The sequence below is a fragment of the Sporosarcina sp. FSL K6-1540 genome (genome assembly GCF_038620285.1).
GTDB lineage: Bacteria > Bacillota > Bacilli > Bacillales_A > Planococcaceae > Sporosarcina > Sporosarcina psychrophila.
Window position 1 is genome coordinate 3,675,676 of sequence record NZ_CP152018.1, and the last position, 19,323, is coordinate 3,694,998.

Annotated in this window: 17 protein-coding genes; 12 read left to right on the forward strand and 5 right to left on the reverse strand. The window is 37.4% G+C overall.

Going from position 1 to position 19,323, the window contains the following annotated elements; genetic code table 11:
- Positions 1-15 precede the first annotated feature (15 nt).
- The 12 genes from MKY15_RS17305 (at position 16) to MKY15_RS17360 (ending at position 12,540) form a co-directional block, all read left to right on the forward strand.
- The gene (locus MKY15_RS17305) at positions 16-768 is read left to right on the forward strand and encodes a hypothetical protein (protein WP_187047578.1); all 753 of its coding nucleotides are present in this window, start codon (positions 16-18) and stop codon (positions 766-768) included.
- Between the two features lie 252 nt (positions 769-1,020).
- Positions 1,021-1,911, forward strand: coding sequence for an ROK family protein (locus MKY15_RS17310; RefSeq protein ID WP_067208642.1), 891 nt, complete (start codon positions 1,021-1,023; stop codon positions 1,909-1,911).
- Between the two features lie 162 nt (positions 1,912-2,073).
- A complete protein-coding gene (locus MKY15_RS17315) occupies positions 2,074-2,769 on the forward strand; it encodes a DUF624 domain-containing protein (protein WP_067208645.1) in 696 nt (231 codons plus the stop codon).
- Between the two features lie 198 nt (positions 2,770-2,967).
- Entirely contained in the window at positions 2,968-4,269 is a 1,302-nt protein-coding gene (locus MKY15_RS17320) for an ABC transporter substrate-binding protein (RefSeq protein ID WP_187047579.1), read from the forward strand.
- 79 nt (positions 4,270-4,348) lie between these two features.
- Positions 4,349-5,209 carry a sugar ABC transporter permease gene (locus MKY15_RS17325; protein ID WP_067208651.1) on the forward strand — a complete coding sequence of 287 codons (861 nt, stop codon included), beginning with the start codon at positions 4,349-4,351 and terminating at the stop codon, positions 5,207-5,209.
- Positions 5,209-6,027 carry a carbohydrate ABC transporter permease gene (locus MKY15_RS17330; protein WP_067208654.1) on the forward strand — a complete coding sequence of 273 codons (819 nt, stop codon included), beginning with the start codon at positions 5,209-5,211 and terminating at the stop codon, positions 6,025-6,027. The genes MKY15_RS17325 and MKY15_RS17330 overlap by 1 nt, the downstream gene beginning before the upstream one ends.
- A gap of 20 nt (positions 6,028-6,047) precedes the next feature.
- Complete coding sequence (locus MKY15_RS17335; RefSeq protein WP_187047580.1) at positions 6,048-7,067, forward strand: LacI family DNA-binding transcriptional regulator; 1,020 nt, start codon at positions 6,048-6,050, stop codon at positions 7,065-7,067.
- Positions 7,068-7,150: 83 nt separating this feature from the next.
- Positions 7,151-7,879 (forward strand): ThuA domain-containing protein, encoded by a 729-nt coding sequence (locus MKY15_RS17340; RefSeq protein ID WP_187047581.1) that lies wholly within the window; start codon positions 7,151-7,153, stop codon positions 7,877-7,879.
- Positions 7,880-8,055: 176 nt separating this feature from the next.
- On the forward strand, positions 8,056-9,081 hold the full coding sequence (locus tag MKY15_RS17345) for a Gfo/Idh/MocA family oxidoreductase (protein WP_342538098.1): 1,026 nt from the start codon (positions 8,056-8,058) through the stop codon (positions 9,079-9,081).
- Between the two features lie 22 nt (positions 9,082-9,103).
- Entirely contained in the window at positions 9,104-10,072 is a 969-nt protein-coding gene (locus MKY15_RS17350) for a sugar phosphate isomerase/epimerase (protein ID WP_067208664.1), read from the forward strand.
- 150 nt (positions 10,073-10,222) lie between these two features.
- On the forward strand, positions 10,223-11,263 hold the full coding sequence (locus tag MKY15_RS17355) for a Gfo/Idh/MocA family oxidoreductase (RefSeq protein ID WP_342538099.1): 1,041 nt from the start codon (positions 10,223-10,225) through the stop codon (positions 11,261-11,263).
- A 239-nt stretch (positions 11,264-11,502) separates the two neighbouring features.
- Positions 11,503-12,540 carry a Gfo/Idh/MocA family oxidoreductase gene (locus tag MKY15_RS17360; RefSeq protein ID WP_342538100.1) on the forward strand — a complete coding sequence of 346 codons (1,038 nt, stop codon included), beginning with the start codon at positions 11,503-11,505 and terminating at the stop codon, positions 12,538-12,540.
- Between the two features lie 75 nt (positions 12,541-12,615).
- Here the strand turns inward: MKY15_RS17360 and MKY15_RS17365 are convergent, their stop codons facing one another.
- The 5 genes from MKY15_RS17365 to MKY15_RS17385 all read right to left on the reverse strand — a co-directional run bounded on the left by MKY15_RS17365 (position 12,616) and on the right by MKY15_RS17385 (position 18,440).
- Positions 12,616-13,557 (reverse strand): Gfo/Idh/MocA family oxidoreductase, encoded by a 942-nt coding sequence (locus MKY15_RS17365; protein ID WP_187047585.1) that lies wholly within the window; start codon positions 13,555-13,557, stop codon positions 12,616-12,618.
- A gap of 171 nt (positions 13,558-13,728) precedes the next feature.
- Positions 13,729-14,766 carry an aldose epimerase family protein gene (locus MKY15_RS17370; protein ID WP_187047586.1) on the reverse strand — a complete coding sequence of 346 codons (1,038 nt, stop codon included), beginning with the start codon at positions 14,764-14,766 and terminating at the stop codon, positions 13,729-13,731.
- Between the two features lie 12 nt (positions 14,767-14,778).
- The gene (gene galT, locus MKY15_RS17375) at positions 14,779-16,257 is read right to left on the reverse strand and encodes a UDP-glucose--hexose-1-phosphate uridylyltransferase (RefSeq protein WP_187047587.1); all 1,479 of its coding nucleotides are present in this window, start codon (positions 16,255-16,257) and stop codon (positions 14,779-14,781) included.
- Complete coding sequence (gene galE / locus MKY15_RS17380; RefSeq protein ID WP_342538101.1) at positions 16,254-17,258, reverse strand: UDP-glucose 4-epimerase GalE; 1,005 nt, start codon at positions 17,256-17,258, stop codon at positions 16,254-16,256. Before galE ends, galT begins: the two co-directional genes overlap by 4 nt.
- Positions 17,259-18,440 (reverse strand): galactokinase, encoded by a 1,182-nt coding sequence (locus MKY15_RS17385; protein WP_187047589.1) that lies wholly within the window; start codon positions 18,438-18,440, stop codon positions 17,259-17,261.
- Positions 18,441-19,323 lie beyond the last annotated feature (883 nt).

Consider the following 19,323-nt stretch of genomic DNA (forward strand, 5'->3'; position numbering starts at 1 on the left):
GGGGGATCCCTGTGTATGAATGACTTAAAGGGACGGTTAACAAAAGAACTTCAACAGGACTTTAATGTAAAAATAAAGGGTTCTCTATCATGGAGTTTACCTGTTAATTCAGTCGAAATTGTCTACCAAACCGTTATGCGCACGAAAGTGGATATTCTGATGAAAATGATGTTGATTGCTTTTGGAAAAGCCGATATTGCAACTGCTGAAGAGTTGAGTGATATTCTACTCGTTGAACAGCTTTTTATCAATGATTTGATTGATAAAATGTCGAGAACTGGTGTAATCGAAAAAAGAGAAGGTTTTTACTCTTTAACAGAAGTTGGGGTCCGGCAGTTTAAAACGGGTATTTTCGTACATGAACCAGAAAGTGGCTCTACACATGCGCTTTACAGTCCATGCCATCAAGCATTTCTGAATGGAGAAATAAAGAATATTGCGTATGAAGAGAAGGAACTTTATCGCTTTAAAAGCGAAATTGATGATTGGTCTGTAGCGAAGCTTGAGGATTCGGTTCTCATAGATGCGCTTAAAGCGATGGGCGTAGAATCAGGAGAAGGAAACGTTCAGATTGTTGTGTCTGAAATTGTATCTGCTTCTGACATTCAAGTCGATTTGGTTCCATGCATTGAATTTCATCTGTATAACGAGGCAGAGGATTTACTCTATGCAAGGGTGTGGAATACGCTGTCAGAACACTGGGATGAGACGCTCGAAGCACAATTGAATGAAAAAGAACGGAAAAAGTGGCGAGAGATATATTTATAATGAATTTGATACAGATATCTAGGTGAAACGGGAGAATCCTTTAGTTGGGGAATCTCCCGTTTATTCATTGCATAAACTTCGCCTTGTAGTTGTCCTAGTAGTACGTATGAAATAATTGTTAGAGTGTCAGATAGAAGTATTAAAAGGTCTCTTATTTGGGTGGATAGAATCAAAAACTTGTGCTACAGTTAATTCGCAGACAAGTTCAACTAGTTTAGTGTATAAAAAATAAGAAATGTAGGGATGGAATATATGAAAATAGTAGCAGTGGATATTGGGGGAACATCTATTAAGATGTGTATAGCTGATGAGAAAGGGAATGCTTCTGCTTTTAAAGAATTCGATTCTGAAGCTGAGAAGGGTGGACCACATTTAGTTGATAATATAATCACGAAAATCATAGACGCTTATACAGGATTTGATGCCATTGGTATTAGTACAGCCAGTCAAGTAAATAGTGAAGAGGGCTCTATCATTTATGCGAATGAAAATTTTCCGAATTATACGGGTATGAAAATAAAAGCGATTTTTGAAGCTAAGTTCGGCGTTCCTGTGAAAGTTGAGAACGATGTGAATGCGGCTGCACTAGGGGAAAACTATTTTGGTGCTGGTAAGAACTTTAACGATTTCTTATGCTTAACTTACGGAACAGGTATAGGCGGAGCAATAGTAATTGATTCCACTGTTTATAAGGGGCTTAATGGAGGTGCAGGTGAATTTGGACATATGATTTTGCATCCTGGAGGCGAGAAGTGTAATTGTGGCTGTGTGGGATGTTACGAGATGTATGGATCGACCACAGCTTTAGTAAAAAAAGCATCGCAACTTGATAAAAAGTATATCAATGGTCGAAAGATTTTTGAAGGCCTTGAACAAGGTGATGTGAAATTAGAAGAGGTTCTTAATGACTGGGTACTTGAAGTAGCATATGGCCTCGTTTCACTAACACATATCTTTAATCCTCCTGCGATTATTATAGGTGGTGGGGTCATGGAGCAAGAAAGATTAGTAGCAATGGTGACTAATAAAGCAAAAGAATTAATGTTGAAAAGTTTTTCTAATGTGGAAATATTGAAAGCTTCGCTTGGTAATAAAGCAGGATTATTAGGTGCGGCATCATTGCATTTTCCTAGCAAGGACTAGAGAAAGTATACACTATAAAGCTTTGTGAAGGTCGAAACTTTGAGAGATAGCTCCTTTTGTTACTTCTATGATTGAGAGTGATCACATTAAGTGGTTAACTCTCTTTTTGGTATTTGTATACGATGACACCATTCAATTTAGAAAATAGGGAGTGATATAAGTATGAACAACAAAACGGGTTTTATGGGTGGCTTGTATGCCATTAGTGAATGGATTATGAAGTTTTCTTTGATTAATCTATTTTGGATTCTCTTTAATATACCAATTGTTTTTTTGCTTTTAAATCTATTATTTATTGAACAAATAGAAGAATTACCCCTTTTATTGATTCCCTTAATACTATTAATGCCAATTTTATTCTTCCCTGCAACGACCGCAATGTTTGGGATGGTAAGAGGGTGGATTATTAAAGATGAAGATAGTAGTCATCTTTTCAAGACTTATTGGCGGTACTATAAAGAAAATTATAAAAGAAGTGCTTCAAGTGGCCTTATTTTAACAATAGCTTGGATGATTTGGGCGGTAGATGTCTATTATTTTGTTGATAAAAGTAGTATTTTGATGTTTCTTTTTATGATTTTGGGTATTATCTTATTTGTCTTTTCAATCAATCTTTTTTCGGTTACAGTTCATTATCATATGAAGTTGATTACTGCATTAAAAAATACATTTCTCCTAACGATAGGAAGTCCAGTATTATTTATTGCTGTGGCAATTAGTAGTGGTGTAGTCCTATATATAAGCCTAAACGTTTTCAGATTCTTCCTTCCCTTTTTAACAGGCTCGCTTATTGCCTTTTTATGCTTTTCCGCTTTTTATAGAAATTACCTAAAAATAATTGATAAAAGTAAAAACTGAAATCACCTAAAATTTAATGGAATCTAATAAATCAATTATTTGTATTGCACAATTAGAAATTGGATGTTAGTCTAAAGATGTAAATCAATGCAACCGGTTTCATGATTGGTCTAGGGGGATAAGTCGATAATTAATGGCTACTAGAATTAAATTGTGCAACCGCTTTCATTGGGGGAAAACAAAAAAGGGGAGATTATATTGAGAAAAAAGAAGCGTTTTTGGGGTTTAGTTTCCGTATTTCTAATTTCTAGTCTTGCATTAGTCGGATGCTCAGGTTCGGAAGGCGAAGGAAAAGACAATGCATCTGGGGATCAGGTAACAGTTGATATTTTTCAATTTAAAGTAGAAATTAAAGATCAATTTGAAAATCTTGTAGAAGTATATGAAAAAGAAAATCCTGATGTAAAGATTAATGTTAAAACTGTCGGTGGGGGAAATGATTATGGCGCATCTTTAAAAACGGCATTTTCTTCAGGTGAAGAACCAGATATTTTTAATGTAGGTGGGCCATCTGCTGTTGAAGAGTATAAAGACTATTTAGCAGACGTATCCGATACAGATGCAGCAAAAATTGCCCTTGAAGGTACACTAGACACTGTGCGAAATGGTGATGAAGTTCTGGGATTGCCGTTTAATCAAGAAGGCTATGGCTTAATTTATAATAAAAGAATTTTTAAAGAGGCTGGAATTAATCCAGATGAAATTATTACTTTTGACGATTTAGAGAATGCGGTTGAGTCATTGGACAGCCAAAAGAAGAAACTAGGCATCGACGCTGTATTTGCACTTGCAGCTAAAGAAAAATGGGTAATTGGAAACCATTTAGCAAACATCTTCTTTGCACCAGAATTCAATAATGATGCTATAGAGGCTTTTAATGGTAAGACGATAGCATTTGAAAAAAGTGATGAATTGAAAAGGCATCTTGACCTGGAGAATAAATATTCTGTTCAACCTGTTCTCAGCTTAGATTACTCCCAACAAGTAGAACAATTATTTTCTTTAGAAAAAGTTGCTATCATTCAACAAGGTAACTGGGTTTATAACTCGATTTATGATATGGATCCAGAATTAGCTGAAAATAACATCGGTATTATTCCAGTTCCTGTTGAAGGATTGGAAGGTCATATTCCAGCCGGAGTTCCGATGTATTGGGCTGTAAATAGTAATAGTGATGAAAAAGTAGTTCAAGCAAGTAAAGATTTCTTGAATTGGATGTATACATCTGAGACTGGTAAAAATGCTGTATTAGAAGACTTTAAATTTATTCCTGCGTATAAAGATTATGATTCATCTAAAATAGCAGATCCTCTATCTCAAACAATTTATGAATATGCTTCCAAGGGGAACACTATACAAGGATGGGTGTTCCAGGGGGCTCCAACGGGCTGGAGTGAAAATGTACTTGGAGCTAGCATGCAAAAGTATTTAAGTGGTGGTATCGCTTGGGATGAAATGATTAATGAAGTACAAGTTAAATGGGAAGAAGAACGAAAATGATTTGATCTACAGAAAAATACAGCTAACAAAAGTTCATGCAAATTTTTGTTAGCTGTACTACATATTGGGGGTGCAAGTAATGCGTAACCGTGATTTATCATTTTGGTTATTTCTAATGCCAGTGATTTTGAGTTTAGGTATTGTGATTATTATCCCATTTATTTATGGTGTTATTTACTCCTTTACAAATTGGAATGGTATGGTAGTAACTGACTTTGTCGGCTTTAAGAATTATATCACTTTATTTAAAGATGCAGAATTCAGAGCAGCGATATGGTTTACTACTAAATTTGCAGTAACTTCCGTCATACTCCTTAACTTTTTAGGACTAGGTCTAGCTTTGCTAGTGACACGGAAAATGAAAACGAGTAGTTTTATGCGAACTGTTTTCTTTATGCCAAACTTAATTGGTGGGCTCATTTTAGGATTCATTTGGCAGTTTGTTTTCATAAGTGTTTTTGGGAGATTAGGAGATTTGCTGGGAATTGAGGCCTTAACAGGTTGGTTGTCTACGACCGCAACTGGCTTTTGGGGACTAGTCATTTTAACATCTTGGCAAATGGCTGGGTACATTATGATTATTTATATTGCTTACTTGGAAAACATACCAAAAGATTTGATAGAAGCGGCAGAAATTGATGGAGCATCTAGCTATCAGCGTTTTTGGAAAATCACTTTTCCACTAGTAGCACCTGCATTTACGGTTAGTATGTTTTTAACACTGTCTAGTTCATTTCAGATCTATGACCAAAACCTGTCGTTGACTAATGGCGGACCTTATAACTCCACGCAAATGGTTGCGATGAGTATTGTTAAAGCAGCTTTTACTGAAAATAAAATGGCCTATGCCCAGACGCAAGCCGTTATTTTCTTCCTGATTATAGCCGCTGTTGCCGTCACGCAAGTTTACTTTAATAAAAAAAGAGAGGTGGATTTGTAATGAAGCAAAGTAAACGTAATTTATATATTATAGAATTTTTTGGCCTATTGCTTGCTTTATTATGGCTCTCACCTTTTTACTTAATGATTGTTAATGCATTTAAAACAAAGCGGGAAATTTTCACGGATGTACTCGGATTACCTAAAGAATATACGATGGATAACTTTGTGAAGGCTTTTATTGATTTAGATTTTATGAGTGCCCTTTTGAACTCTATACTAATTACTGTTTCAGGTGTAGGAATTATCATTATTTTCTCATCTATGGCGGGATATGCATTGGCACGGAATAAGAGTAAGCTTAGTGGCATTATTTTCTTAGTTTTTGTTGCTGCTATGTTAATTCCATTTCAATCAGTTATGATTCCACTTGTCTCATTATTTGGACAAGCGGATATGTTGAATCGTCCAGGCCTTATCTTTATGTACTTAGGATTTGGTTCTAGTTTATCTATATTTTTATATCATGGTGCAATGACTGGAATATCAAGTTCAATGGATGAGGCTGCCATTATCGATGGAGCGAATAGATTTCAAGTGTTTTGGAAGATCATATTCCCATTACTTAAGCCTATTTCAGTTACAGTAGGAATATTAAATGTGATTTGGATTTGGAATGATTACTTATTACCATCTCTGATATTATCGGACTCGAGTGCGACAATTCCTATAAAAATGTTCCTATTCTTTGGTCAATACACAAAACAATGGCATTTAGCATTAGCAGGGTTAACAATCGCCGTGATTCCAGTTATTATCGGTTATTTCTTTGCGCAAAAGCAAATTATCGAAGGGGTATCAGAAGGTGCCGTTAAATAAAACTATAAAGGATGAAGGTTATGTCAGTAACGATCAAAGATGTTGCGGCTCAAGCAAATGTAGCCCCATCTACGGTTTCACGTGTAATTTCAGATAGCCCCCTCATTAGTGAGAAAACGAAACGAAAAGTCCAAAAAGTTATGGATGAAATGGGTTACCATTTAAACTATAATGCGCAAATGCTTGCTACACAATCAACGAAGACAATCGGTATTATTATGAAAAACTCTACGTCAGAGTTTATGCATAGCTCCTTTTTCCCAGAAGTTATTCGGGGTATCAGCGCCTTGTGCAGCAAGTATGACTTTAGTATCAGTTTAACCACAGGGGAATCTGAGGAAGAAATCTTTGCTGATACTGTAAAAATGGTACGCGGAAAAAGAGTGGATGGCATGATCGTTTTATACTCAAAAAAAGATGATAAAGTCGTTCCTTATTTAATAGAATCTGGTATTCCATTCGTCGTCATAGGCAAACCTCTAATTCAATCCAGTAAGATCATGTTTGTAGATAATGACAACGTCCAAGCGGCGAAAGAAGCTACTGATTTTTTACTAAACCTTGGACATAAAAAGATCGCATTTATTGGTGAAGATGATCAGTTTGAAGTAAGTGAAGCCAGGTTAAATGGCTTCATTCAAGCGGTAAAAGCGCAGGGGTTGGCTGTATCAGAGGGCTATATCAAAAATATTCAATTCGATCCTCATCATGGGAAACAAGTTATCACTGAATTAATGGGCTTAGCTGAACCGCCTACTGCATTAGTTGTCTCAGATGACTTAAATGCGTTAATTGTGTTGACTGCTTTGAGTGAGAAAAACATTAAAGTACCAGACGATATGAGTATGATTGTTTTTAATAATTCAGTGATATCAAAAGTAGCCAATCCACCATTAACAACTGTGGATACACAAATATTTCAATTAGGGTATGAATCGGCAAACTGTTTAATCGAACTGGTGAAAGATCCGCAAATGTTTAGAAAAAGTGTTATCATACCAACTGTTATTGTGGAAAGAAATTCGTGTTCAGCTTTGTAAATAAGGAGAATACGTAATTTTATATATAAATGCAACCGGTTGCTTAAATTCGTGCAACAGACTATTTGAAGGAGGAACTATTTATGAATATCGTCGTATGGAATGAAAATCGTCATGAACAAAAAAATCCAGTTGTTTCGGGTATTTATCCAAAAGGAATACACGGAGCAATTGCAGATTTCTTACAACAGGACGCTCAACATGTAAAAACAGCAACACTCGATGAACCAGAGCATGGTTTAACGCAAGAGGTTTTGAATGATACAGATGTACTCGTCTGGTGGGGTCATCTTGCGCATGATGAAGTACAAGATGAGGTAGTAGAAAGAGTTAAGAAGCGTGTATTGGAAGGTATGGGCTTAATTGTTTTGCATTCGGCTCATTTTTCTAAGATATTCAAGACGTTGATGGGAACGACTTGTGATCTTAAATGGCGCGAAGCAGATGAGAAAGAACGATTATGGGTTGTTGATCCGAGCCATCCCATTACAGAAGGCATCGGGGAGTATATCGAACTTGAAAAAGAAGAGATGTATGGGGAGCATTTTGATATCCCAGCACCTGATGAGCTAGTCTTTGTTAGTTGGTTTGAAGGTGGGGAAATATTTAGAAGTGGCGCAACATTTAAGCGTGGCAAAGGGAAGATCTTCTATTTCCGACCAGGACATGAAACATATCCTACATACTACAATAAAGATGTGCAACAGGTGATTCGTAATGCAGCAAAATGGGCTACCAATTCGAACACACCAACGCCAATCTATGGCAATGCTAAACCGTTAGAGAAAATTACTAATATGTTGAACAAATGAATACTTTTATAACTCAGTGAAGCCCTCTTAAAGGGATAGCCGCAATCCTAAGGCTGGCGGGGAAAATCCTTGGTTTAGGCAGGAAGCAGCCTCTCACGCTGTAGCGGATGTAATGGGATTCTTAATTTCAACATATATATTCATATTCAATGAAAACAATAAGAGGAGTGAAAAAAGTGTCGAAATTACGAGTTGCTGTTATTGGATGTGGAAGTATTGCTAAAAATAGACATTTAGGAGAATTTAATAGCCATTCCGGAGTAGAAATTGTCGCAGTCTGTGACATTATCGAAGAAAGAGCACAAGAGATTGCACTACAATATGGAGCAAAAGCTTATACTAGCTATGAAAAGTTATTTGAAGTGGAAAAGCCGGATGCAGTGAGTGTTTGTTTACCAAACTATTTACATGCTCCTGTTTCCATTGCTGCTTTACAAGCGGGCTGTCATGTCTTATGCGAAAAACCGATGGCAACATCGAGAGTTGAAGCTACGGAAATGATTGAAGCTGCAAAAAATAATAATAAAAAATTAATGATCGCGCATAATCAACGCTTTGTAGCATCGCATGCTAAGGCCCGAGATTTAATTGCAAAAGGTGAGGTAGGTAAAATCTATAGCTTCAGAACTGCATTTGGACATGGCGGGCCAGAAGGATGGAGTGTTGACGGTAAAGACAGTTGGTTCTTCAATAAAGAGCAAGCCTTTATTGGTGCGATGGGGGATCTTGGCGTACATAAAGCTGATTTGCTTCGCTACTTACTTGGTGAAGAATTTGTCGAAGTAGCTGGTTTTATTGAAACAAGTGCGAAAGAAAATACAGATGTTGATGATAATGCCGTTTGTATTTTGAAATCTGAAAGCGGTGTGATTGGAACACTTGCAGCTAGTTGGGCTTATACGGCAAAAGAAGATAATTCCACGATTATCTATGGTGAACATGCTACATTACGTCTAGAAGATGATCCAAACTATTCGTTAATTGTTCAGTATAAAAATGGTGAAGTCGTTAACTATGAATTAGGTGGAATTCAGTCTAATGCCGAAGGTGGTCAAACAACAACACACATCATCGAACATTTTGTGGACTCGATTGTGCAAGATACTGAACCACTCATTAATGGCGAGGAAGGTATGAAGTCATTAGAGGTAATTCTGGCGGCTTTAGAATCAATGGAAACAAAACGGTTTACCAGAATTTGACTAACCATTGGAGGTACGATTCATGAAACTAGGCGTATTTGCAGTTTTATTTTCACAAATGCCATTTGAAGAGATGCTAGACTATGTAAAAGATGCAGGTTTACAAGCAATAGAAATTGGAACGGGTGGAAATCCAGGGGATGCCCATTGTAATGTAGATGAGCTACTTGCAAGTGAGGATAAACGGAAGGCGTATCTTGATAAAATTCAGTCCCGCGGATTAACGATTAGTGCGTTCAGCTGTCACGACAATCCAGTTTCTCCAAATAAACAAGTCGCACAAAACGCTCATGACACATTCGTGAAAACGGTTAAACTAGCACAGTTATTAAATGTGCCCGTTGTCAATACATTCTCAGGAACGCCGGGATCACATGAGGGCTCAAAACATTCAAACTGGCCGATATCTCCATGGCCAACAGAGTACTCGGATATTTATAACTGGCAATGGGAGCAAAAACTCATTCCTTACTGGAAAGAACAAGGGAAATTCGCGGAAGATCACGGTGTAAAAATAGGGATTGAGCTTCATGGTGGGTTTTCAGTACATACACCTTATACCCTGTTGAAATTAAGAGAAGCAACTTCACCGGCCATTGGAGCCAATTTGGATCCAAGCCATCTCTGGTGGCAAGGGATCGATCCGGTTGCGGCTATTAAAATTTTAGGGAAAGAAAATGCCATTCATCATTTCCATGCCAAAGATACTTTTATTGACCAGGACAATGTGAACATGCATGGCTTAACAGATATGCAACCCTACGGAGATGTGCAATCTCGCGCGTGGACATTTAGATCTGTCGGATGTGGGCATAGTATCCAAGATTGGTCGGATATGATGAGTGCATTACGCACATATGGCTATGATTATGTTGTGAGTATTGAACATGAGGATCCGTTAATGTCAGTTGATGAAGGGCTTTCACGTGCAGTGACGAATTTGAAATCTGTAATGATAAAAGATCAGCCTACTGATATGTGGTGGGTGTAACAAACGGAAAAAAGTTGCGTTGTATGAGGTAGATTTTCATGCAGCGCAATTTTTTTGACGAGTAAATTAATGCATGTATTCATATAGTAGACCTGTATTGAATGATCAACAACAACTTATAGACAATCCAAAACGAAAAGAGTGTTATGAATGAGTGTATTGAGAGTTGGAATCATTGGTGCTGGGGGAATTGCAAGTGGTGTACACATCCCTAATTATTTGAACAGCGGGTATAAGGTGGAAATAGTCGCTATTGCTGATGTTGTAGAGGAACGTGCACAACAAGTTGCAGAACAATTTACAATTCCTCATGTCTTTACTTCCTATAAAGAAATGCTTAAGAACGTAGAATTAGATGCGATAAGCGTTTGCTTGCCTAATAAATTTCATGCAGAAGCCACGATTGCTGCGCTTGAGGCAGGTTGTCATGTGTTGTGTGAAAAACCACCGGCAATGACTGTGGAAGAAGCACAATTGATGGTAAAAGCGGCTAGCGATTCAGGGAAAATTTTAACGTACGGTTTCCATTATCGCTATCGACCTGAAGTAGAAATCGCAAAATCGTTTATTGATGCTGGAGAAATGGGCGATATTTACTCAGCACGCATTCATGCTATCCGTAGGAGAGGTATTCCGGGTTGGGGGGTATTTACGAATAAGGAATTACAAGGCGGTGGTCCGCTAATCGATATTGGCGTTCATATGCTAGATACCGCGCTCTATCTCATGGGCTATCCAGAGCCTGAAGTTGTATTGGGGAAAATCCATCAACAAATTGGCCATAAAAAAGGAGTAGGGCTGTTTGGTGAGTGGGACTTTGAAAACTATACAGTAGAAGATATGGCTGTTGGTATGGTGACATTTAAAAATGGAGCTACCTTAACTTTGGAAACTGCTTTTGCTGCAAATGTCGAAAAAGATGAGACGATGCAGGTTTCCTTGATGGGGAATAAAGGGGGAGCCGATATTTTCCCTTTGAAAATTTATCAAGAGAAATACAACACATTAATCGATAGTACTCCTGCTTATCTACCAGAAGTAAATGGACATCAACTTGAAATCAATCAATTTGTAGCGTGCTGTTTGGAAGGCAAGACCCCATTAAGTACGCCAGAACAAGGGTTAATTATTCAAAAGATTGTTAATGCGATTTATGAATCTGCGGAGACTGGGAAAGCGATAGTGTTTTGAAGTATTTAGATGAGGAAAAAGCACGGGTGCACTAGATTTACAATTTTGGTCCATTCGAGAAGAAGTGGAAAAGGATAAATTGGGGATGATTGAAAGGTAGCGAAGATGGATGAGATAGGTATTAAACAGCGGGGCTATTGTTCAGATTGCAGACCTCGAATATAATCTTGATAAAATACCATAAAACGATTAGAAATGATTTGATATTCCAAAAAAGAATATAGAGGGGAGGAGTATAATTGAAAATAAAAGTTGGAATTATTGGATGCGGTTCAATCGCTAAACTACGGCATGCACCAGAATATAAAGCCAATCCATATGTTAGTGAGATTATTTTTTATGATAGAAATATAGAACGTGCACAAGCGTTAGCAGATTTATTCGGCGGTGGTGTAGCGGAAACTGCGGAAGAATTACTAGCCGACCCTTCTATTTTGGTGATCAGTGACTGCTCATCGAATGAATTTCATCATATTTTTTCTACAAAAGCATTACTGAGTGGAAAGCATGTATTATGTGAAAAACCAATCGCTTTAACTATCGAACATGCAGAAAAAATAATTGAAGCCCAAAGTAGATCGGGGAGAAAACTGATGGTTGATCATAATCAACGATTAACCCGGGCACATCAAAGGGCGAAGGAAATAATAGAGAAAAACCAATTGGGTGATGTGCTCACTTTTAGGACGACGTTTGGACACTCGGGACCGGAAAAGTGGGGAGTGGATAAAACAAACTCAACTTGGTTCTTTAAAAAAGATCGATCTGGCTTTGGTGTAGCAGGTGATTTAGGCATTCACAAAATCGATTTACTCCACTACTTATTAGACGATGAAATTGATCAAGTAAATGCTATGCAAGGAACACTTGATAAAGTGGATAAAGACGGAAATCCAATTGAAGTATGCGACAATATCGTATGTGTGTTAAAAACGAAACAAGGACGAATTGGAACGGCTACCTTTTCATGGACATATTATGGAGAAGAAGATAATAGTACGACAATCTACTGTGCAAATGGCATATTAAAAATATATAATAACCCTGACTACCCAATTGAAGTGATTATGAAAGAAGGAGAAAGAATCAACTACCAGCTTGAATCAATCCAGACGAATGACAATCAAATAAATAGCGGTGTTATCGATGCATTTATTGATAGTGTCCGGTTAGATCAAGAGCCGATTGTTACTGGGTTAGATGCATTGGCCTCATTGAAAGTAGTATTGGGTATTATCGAAGCCGCGGAAACGGGGAAAAGTGTAAGGATTGAGTAAAGATCGAATAAGTGTAACAAGTAATAAAAAAGGTTGTGCAGTATGAATGTTGAATTCATACTGCACAACCTTTTTTTATAAAGTAAGAACTTTTGTCACACTGCGAGAAATTTCATGCGTATTAATTGTAGATTCTATTTGATTATTTTTCACGCATTTTATAAACTCTTCAACTTCATAGTACATAGTATTAAATTCATGTTTAATAGAAATATCCTCAGTTTGACCGTCTTTGTATTTAATAATAATTTTTTCCGGATCACTGATTTTATCGATTTCGATGACGCCATTCTCGCCCTGTATTTCATTTGGTGAATGGGAATCTGAAATTTTTGAGTACATAATAACAGCTTCAAATTCATCGTAATTTAAGATCATACTTCCTTGACCATCTGCACCAGTGGATAGTAAATAAGTATTTTTAAGTACAGATTTAGGTTCGCCGACTAGATGCACAATAGGCGCGATACAGTAAACCCCTAAGTCTGTTTTAGCGCCATTCCCCAGTTCGGGTTTAAAAGCATTTTCAATAATGCCATCCTTATATTTATCGTAACGCGAAGAATACTGGTTATAATGAAATACGAATCGTCGGAGTGGACCAATCTTAGCTAGGTTCTCTTTTAAGTTGAGAAATGTAGGTGTAACTGTTGATTTCATTGCTTCCATATAGGTTGTTTGATGGTCATTAGATGCTTTAATTACTTGATCCATTTCAATTAAGGAAGTGACAGCGGGTTTTTCGCAAAGAACGTGAATGCCATTATTCATAGCTAAAATACTTTGTTCTGCATGAAACGCATTGGGTGATGCAATATAAACGGCTTCAATATCACCGCTTTGAAACATTTCTATCATATCTGTATACACATGTTCGATATTATGTTTCTCTGCAAATGCTCTCCCTGTCTCCTCAGTCCTTGAATAGACTGCACCGACACTAAATTCGGGATGTTCTTTAGCTGCTGCCAGTAATCGATCTGTAATCCAATTCGTTCCGATAATTCCAAACTTCATAGAAATAGCCCCTTTTAGTTATATATGTTGATGTAAAGAATTTCATTAAAATCGCTACTGCGCTCGGGGATGCCTCACGCTCTAAGACGAGCAGCTTCGCTCAGTTTATATAGATGTTCATTTGTACAATATATAGTTGATAATAAGTAGTTCTTGCCCTATAAGGCGGATCTAGCCCTCAATGCCAAATGAAAACACTGTTTGTTTGTCATATAATTCATGGGCCTCTAAGATAACGGAAGGAAAGCCCTTGTGATGCAATGAGGCAGGGGAGGCTTGTGTTTCAAAACAGACACCTAAATAAGGTTTTGAATTACCTTCTGCTAGATTAAGTCCTTCATCGAGAGTATTCGATGTGTACATAACCACGCCTGGTTGGTTGGTCTTAATCGTCATCAGGCGGCCACTCGTTTCTTCTTTTACACGGATGTTTTGTTGTTGAGTTTGATTGAGAATAAAGTAATGATCATATCCATGATTAGCAACCCTATTTTGTGTTGATATGGAGTTAATGCCGTCAACAAGTTTTCTTCCAGTTCGGAAATCAAATGGCGTATTCACTACATTGATTTTTTTACCTGTTGGAATTAGTTCCGTATCAAGTTCAACAAAGTCATCACTCTCCATTGTAACATGATGGTTGTGGATCGTGGCGGCTAGATTTCCACTTAAGTTAAAATAGGAATGATTTGTCATAGTAAGCACAGTCGTTTTATCGGATGTTCCTGAATAATCAAGGATGAGCTCGTTATTATTAGTCAATGTATAGGTAACAGCAACTTCAATAGTACCAGGATATCCACCTTCACCATCTAAACTTTTATGGTTTAATTTCACGCCAACTGTATCATCTGACTGAAAGGGACTAGACTGCCAGATTACTTGATGAAATCCTTCGTCTGCTCCATGTAAATGATGGCCACCTTCATTTGCTGCCAATGAATATGGTTGATCTTGGATAGTAAATGAAGCATCTTGAATTCTTCCGGCAACGCGGCCGATTATCGCACCAAAAAAATTTGGGTTTTCTTCATAATCGGTATAATTTGTATAGCCAAGGACCACATTTTCTAGTTGATTATGCCTGTTTGGAACGCTTATGTCAGTGATGATACCACCGAAGTTCAAAAAACTTACTGTCATACCGTTATTATTTGTTAATGTATACAACTTCCACTTATTCAGTATATCTTGGGTCTCTATTTTCATCTGGCTAGCCACCTACCTATTTAATGTTTGGATGAATCGTTCACACTCACTTTGTACTTTAAAAACGCCTGCATCTCCAAGCACTTTGGCGAATTTAATCCCAAGTTCTTTTTCTAAAATGGACTCAATTTGCTCTAGGTTTGATAATTCTCCATAGTTAGCTTTCATTTGCTCTGCCCATTGTTGATGATAGGGGGCTACAGAAGTTGTTTGATCGAGTAAAAACTTCTTGATTTCAGCTAATTCATCTTTAAGACGAGCCGGTAAAACTGCCAGACCCATTACTTCAATAAGCCCAATATTTTCTTTTTTTATATGATGGACATCTGCATGGGGATGGAAAATCCCTAGTGGATGTTCTTCAGTTGTTCGATTGTTGCGTAAGACGAGATCGAGTTCAAACTTGTTAGCACGCATTCGGGCAATCGGTGTAATTGTATTATGTGGAGTTTCATTACTAAAGGCTCTGATATCCGCTTCCTCATCACTATAACTTTTCCATGTGGTAAGGACATGGTCAGCTGCTTGAATCAATGGCTCAATCTCATCGCTCTGCAAGCGAATGGTTGTTAACGGCCATTCCAGGACAGATGCAGTTATGTTTGGAAAGTTTTCTAACGTAAACGAAAGTGCAGTTGTTGCAGTTGTCATTGGAAAATTATAACTTCCTGCTTGATAATGATCATGATTCAAAATAGAGCCACCGACAATAGGTAAATCGGCATTTGAGCCAATAAAATAATGTGGGAATTTCTCTATAAAAGTAAGTAACCGTTTAAAAGTATCCTTACCAATTTTCATATCACGATGTTCTTCAGCAAGTAAAATACTATGTTCATTATAATAAACATAGGGTGAATATTGCAGATACCAATTTTCATTTACAAGTGGTACTTGAATGATACGATGATTTGCCCTAGCTGGATAACCTGTCCGGCCAGCGTATCCTTCGTTTTCGATACATAATAGACATTTTGGATAATCAACATCATGTTTCAATTCGCTTTCTCTCTTGATTTGTTCAGGGTCTTTCTCGGGTTTTGACATGTTAATGGTAATATCCATTTCACCATAGATTGTTGTAGCTTTAAAATGGATGTTTTTCTTGATGCGGTTCATCTGAATATAATTGCTGTTTTTACTTAATTCATAAAAATAATCTGTTGCGTTTTTTGGGGAGTTACTATATTTTTTCTGGAAAATTGCATTGATAACAGATGGCCTTTCCACAAAGCAATTCATGATTGTGGCTGAAAGTATTTCTTTGTCATCAAAAACATTGTCAATGACATTATTTTCGGTAGCATAGGCAATAATTTTGTCGAGTAGATTTGGAATTGAATCATCTGTTGTGCCTTCAGTTGTTGCAGGCATAGATTCGAGATGGAGCAGTGCAAGTACTTGATTCGTCACATAATTCTGATCAGCGGTATCGATTAGTCCCACTTCGATACCTTTTTGAAGGAGTCCTCTAATATCTGAGTAAATCATTTAGCTGTCACGTCCTTCTGGTAACCATTTGGGTTGTTGACATGCCAGTTCCAAGCATCTTGAATGATTTTTTCAATTGAAGTTCGCGTTGGCTGCCAACCTAAAAGAGTGGCAGCTTTATCAGAGCTTGCGATTAGGATACTAGGATCACCCGCACGACGTTTACCTGAATTCTCAGGGATTTCTTTACCTGTAACTGCTCGTGCTGTATCAATCATTTCTTTGACTGAAAATCCTTGATTACTGCCAAGATTGAAAATATCGCTTTCTCCATCATTTTTTAAATAATTAAGTGCTAGAAGATGCGCTTGAATAAGGTCTTCTACATGGACATAATCACGGATACATGTGCCATCGGGTGTATCATAATCTTCTCCGAAAATAGTGATATTTGAACGTTGTTCGAGTGCTGCTTGGAGAATGATTGGTACGAGATGTGTTTCAGGATGATGATCCTCGCCGATTTCTCCAGATTCCCGTGCACCTGCCACATTGAAGTAGCGTAAAGCAACATAGCGAATGCCATAGGCTTGTTCGCACCATTTCATCATTTTTTCCATCGTCAGTTTTGTTTCGCCATAAGTACTTGTCGGATTGGTTGGCATCTCTTCTGTGATTGGGACAGATTCTGGCTCCCCGTAAGTGGCTGCTGTTGATGAAAAGACAATTTTTTTGACATTGAACTCTGTCATCACTTGCAGTAATATTTGTGTGCCATAGACATTATTATCATAATACTCCAATGGATTTGCCATGGAATCACCGACAAGGGAATTCGCAGCAAAATGGACAACTGCATCAATAGGTTCATTAGTAAATACATTACGCATAAACTCGATGTCTCGACTATCACCTTCGTAAAATGTCGCATCAGGATGGATAGCTTCTCTGTGCCCAGTTTGTAGATTATCAATCACTATGACGTCCGTCTGTTGATCAATTAACTGATAAACCGCATGTGAACCGATATATCCAGCTCCACCTAGAACTAATACACTCATTTAGTACACTCCTTCAGTAAGTTCTCTTGCTCCGTCACCAATTGCAGCGGTGTAAAATGATGCCTCATAACCAATTTTTCCTCTATATATTTTATTTACATTGTTCTTGAAGCTATCAACTTTGTCTATTTCAACAATTGCAATTGCACAACCACCAAAACCTGCGCCTGTCATGCGGGCGCCCACAACGCCTGGTTGATCCCATGCTGCTTGGATAATCGTATCTAGTTCGATGCCTGTTACTTCATAATCCAGTTGAAGAGATTTATGTGACTCATTCATTAATTGCCCAAATGCCTCTAAATTGCCTTGTTGTAATTGCTGAAGAGCCTCAACAGTCCGTAGATTTTCATAGACAGCATGTTTTGCACGTTTTTGGTTTGTTTCATCAGTAATAAGGTGTTTGTGTTGTTCAAATTGTTCTTTCGTCAAGTCACCAAGCCCCTTAATTTGAAGATCTGTTTGCAAGTTCGTCAAAGCCTGTTCACATTGCACGCGACGTTCATTATATTTTGAACCAGCAAGTGTTCGTTGTTTATTGGTATTAATGATGATAATCACATGGTCAGCAAGCTCGATAGGGGCATAGTTGTAGGCTAAAGTTTGGCAGTTTAATAGGATGGCATGCCCTTTTTTACCTTTACCAATTGCAAACTGATCCATAATTCCACTGTTGACGCCGATATAATCATTTTCTACTTTTTGCCCAAGTTGAATCATCTTTACACGATCAATATTTAAATCAAATAGTCCTTCCAAAAGGACACCAGTGACCATTTCAATAGAAGCAGAAGAGGAGAGCCCGGCGCCGGTAGGAATGTCACCATAAAATAAGATATCCATTCCAGTCGTTATTTGGAGTCCGCTTTCCTTCATATAATGAATCATACCTTTGGGGAAGTTCGCCCAATCATGTGCTTCATTATAGTCTAAATCGGCAAGATCACATTCAATGGTCCCAATAGAGGGGAAGTTCAACGAGTAAAAACGTAACTTTTGATCATTGCGTTTTTGAGCAAGTGCGTACGTTCCAAATGAGATTGAGGCGGGGAATACATGGCCTCCATTATAATCCGTATGTTCACCAATTAGATTAATTCGTCCTGGTGCAAAAAACGTGCGTGGTGTTTCGGTAGAGTCGAAGATTGATCGGAATTTATTTGGCAGATCTGGATTAGTCAAAGGTGTTACCTCCCGAAGTTAATAAATTAATTTAATTAAGTATAGTGTACTATACTTTGAAAGACTATTCAATATAGTCCGCTATATGTTGAGGTGGGGATAAAGATGCGTATTCAATCAACTGAAAGGTTGAAAAATAGATTTCTTTCAAAACTGCTTCTGCGCTCTGGGATACCTTTGTTCGGTTTATAATCCGTATTCAATATCTAAGCTTATATAAAAAATGTTATAGCACGAAAATTGGTTAGTTGATTTCCGTCAAACTAGCGATTACTCTAGAAGAAAAAAAATGAAGTTAATCTATAATACGAATTAGGATCTATGAATAGTAGTGTGATTTTTTAAAATGTTAATACTCTTACGGATGAAGGGGAAAAGTGAATAATAGGTGGCTGCTTCTAATGATTTATTGCTACACGTGCAACGTGGTCAATTACTTAGTCTCGGAAAAACACCTTTAGCTATTTCAGCAATAGGAATTGTAATATAGAACTAGCTAGTATGGCTACTAAGACTTTAACAATAATTAATATCCCGAAAAAAGAAATAGGTAGAACACTAGCAGACCAATTAAGCTATCAAATCATTGGAAAGGCACATTATGACCGGATAGTTCAATATGATGTGGATTTAATAATAAGAGAGTCTTCCAAAAATACTTGACATTAAAGTATTTTTCAGTATATTCTTAATACTAGGAATGTATTTTTTGGGGGTTCAGGAGTTCGATTTGGTGAAAACTGGTTTTTATTTTGATATCTGGTAAAAGACAGTTAATGAAATGTGTACAATATACGCTATTCAACAGAAACAAGGTATAGTAGCGATGTTAGATGGAACAAACTTACCGGTTCATCAGATTTACGTGTTTAGCATTCTTTAT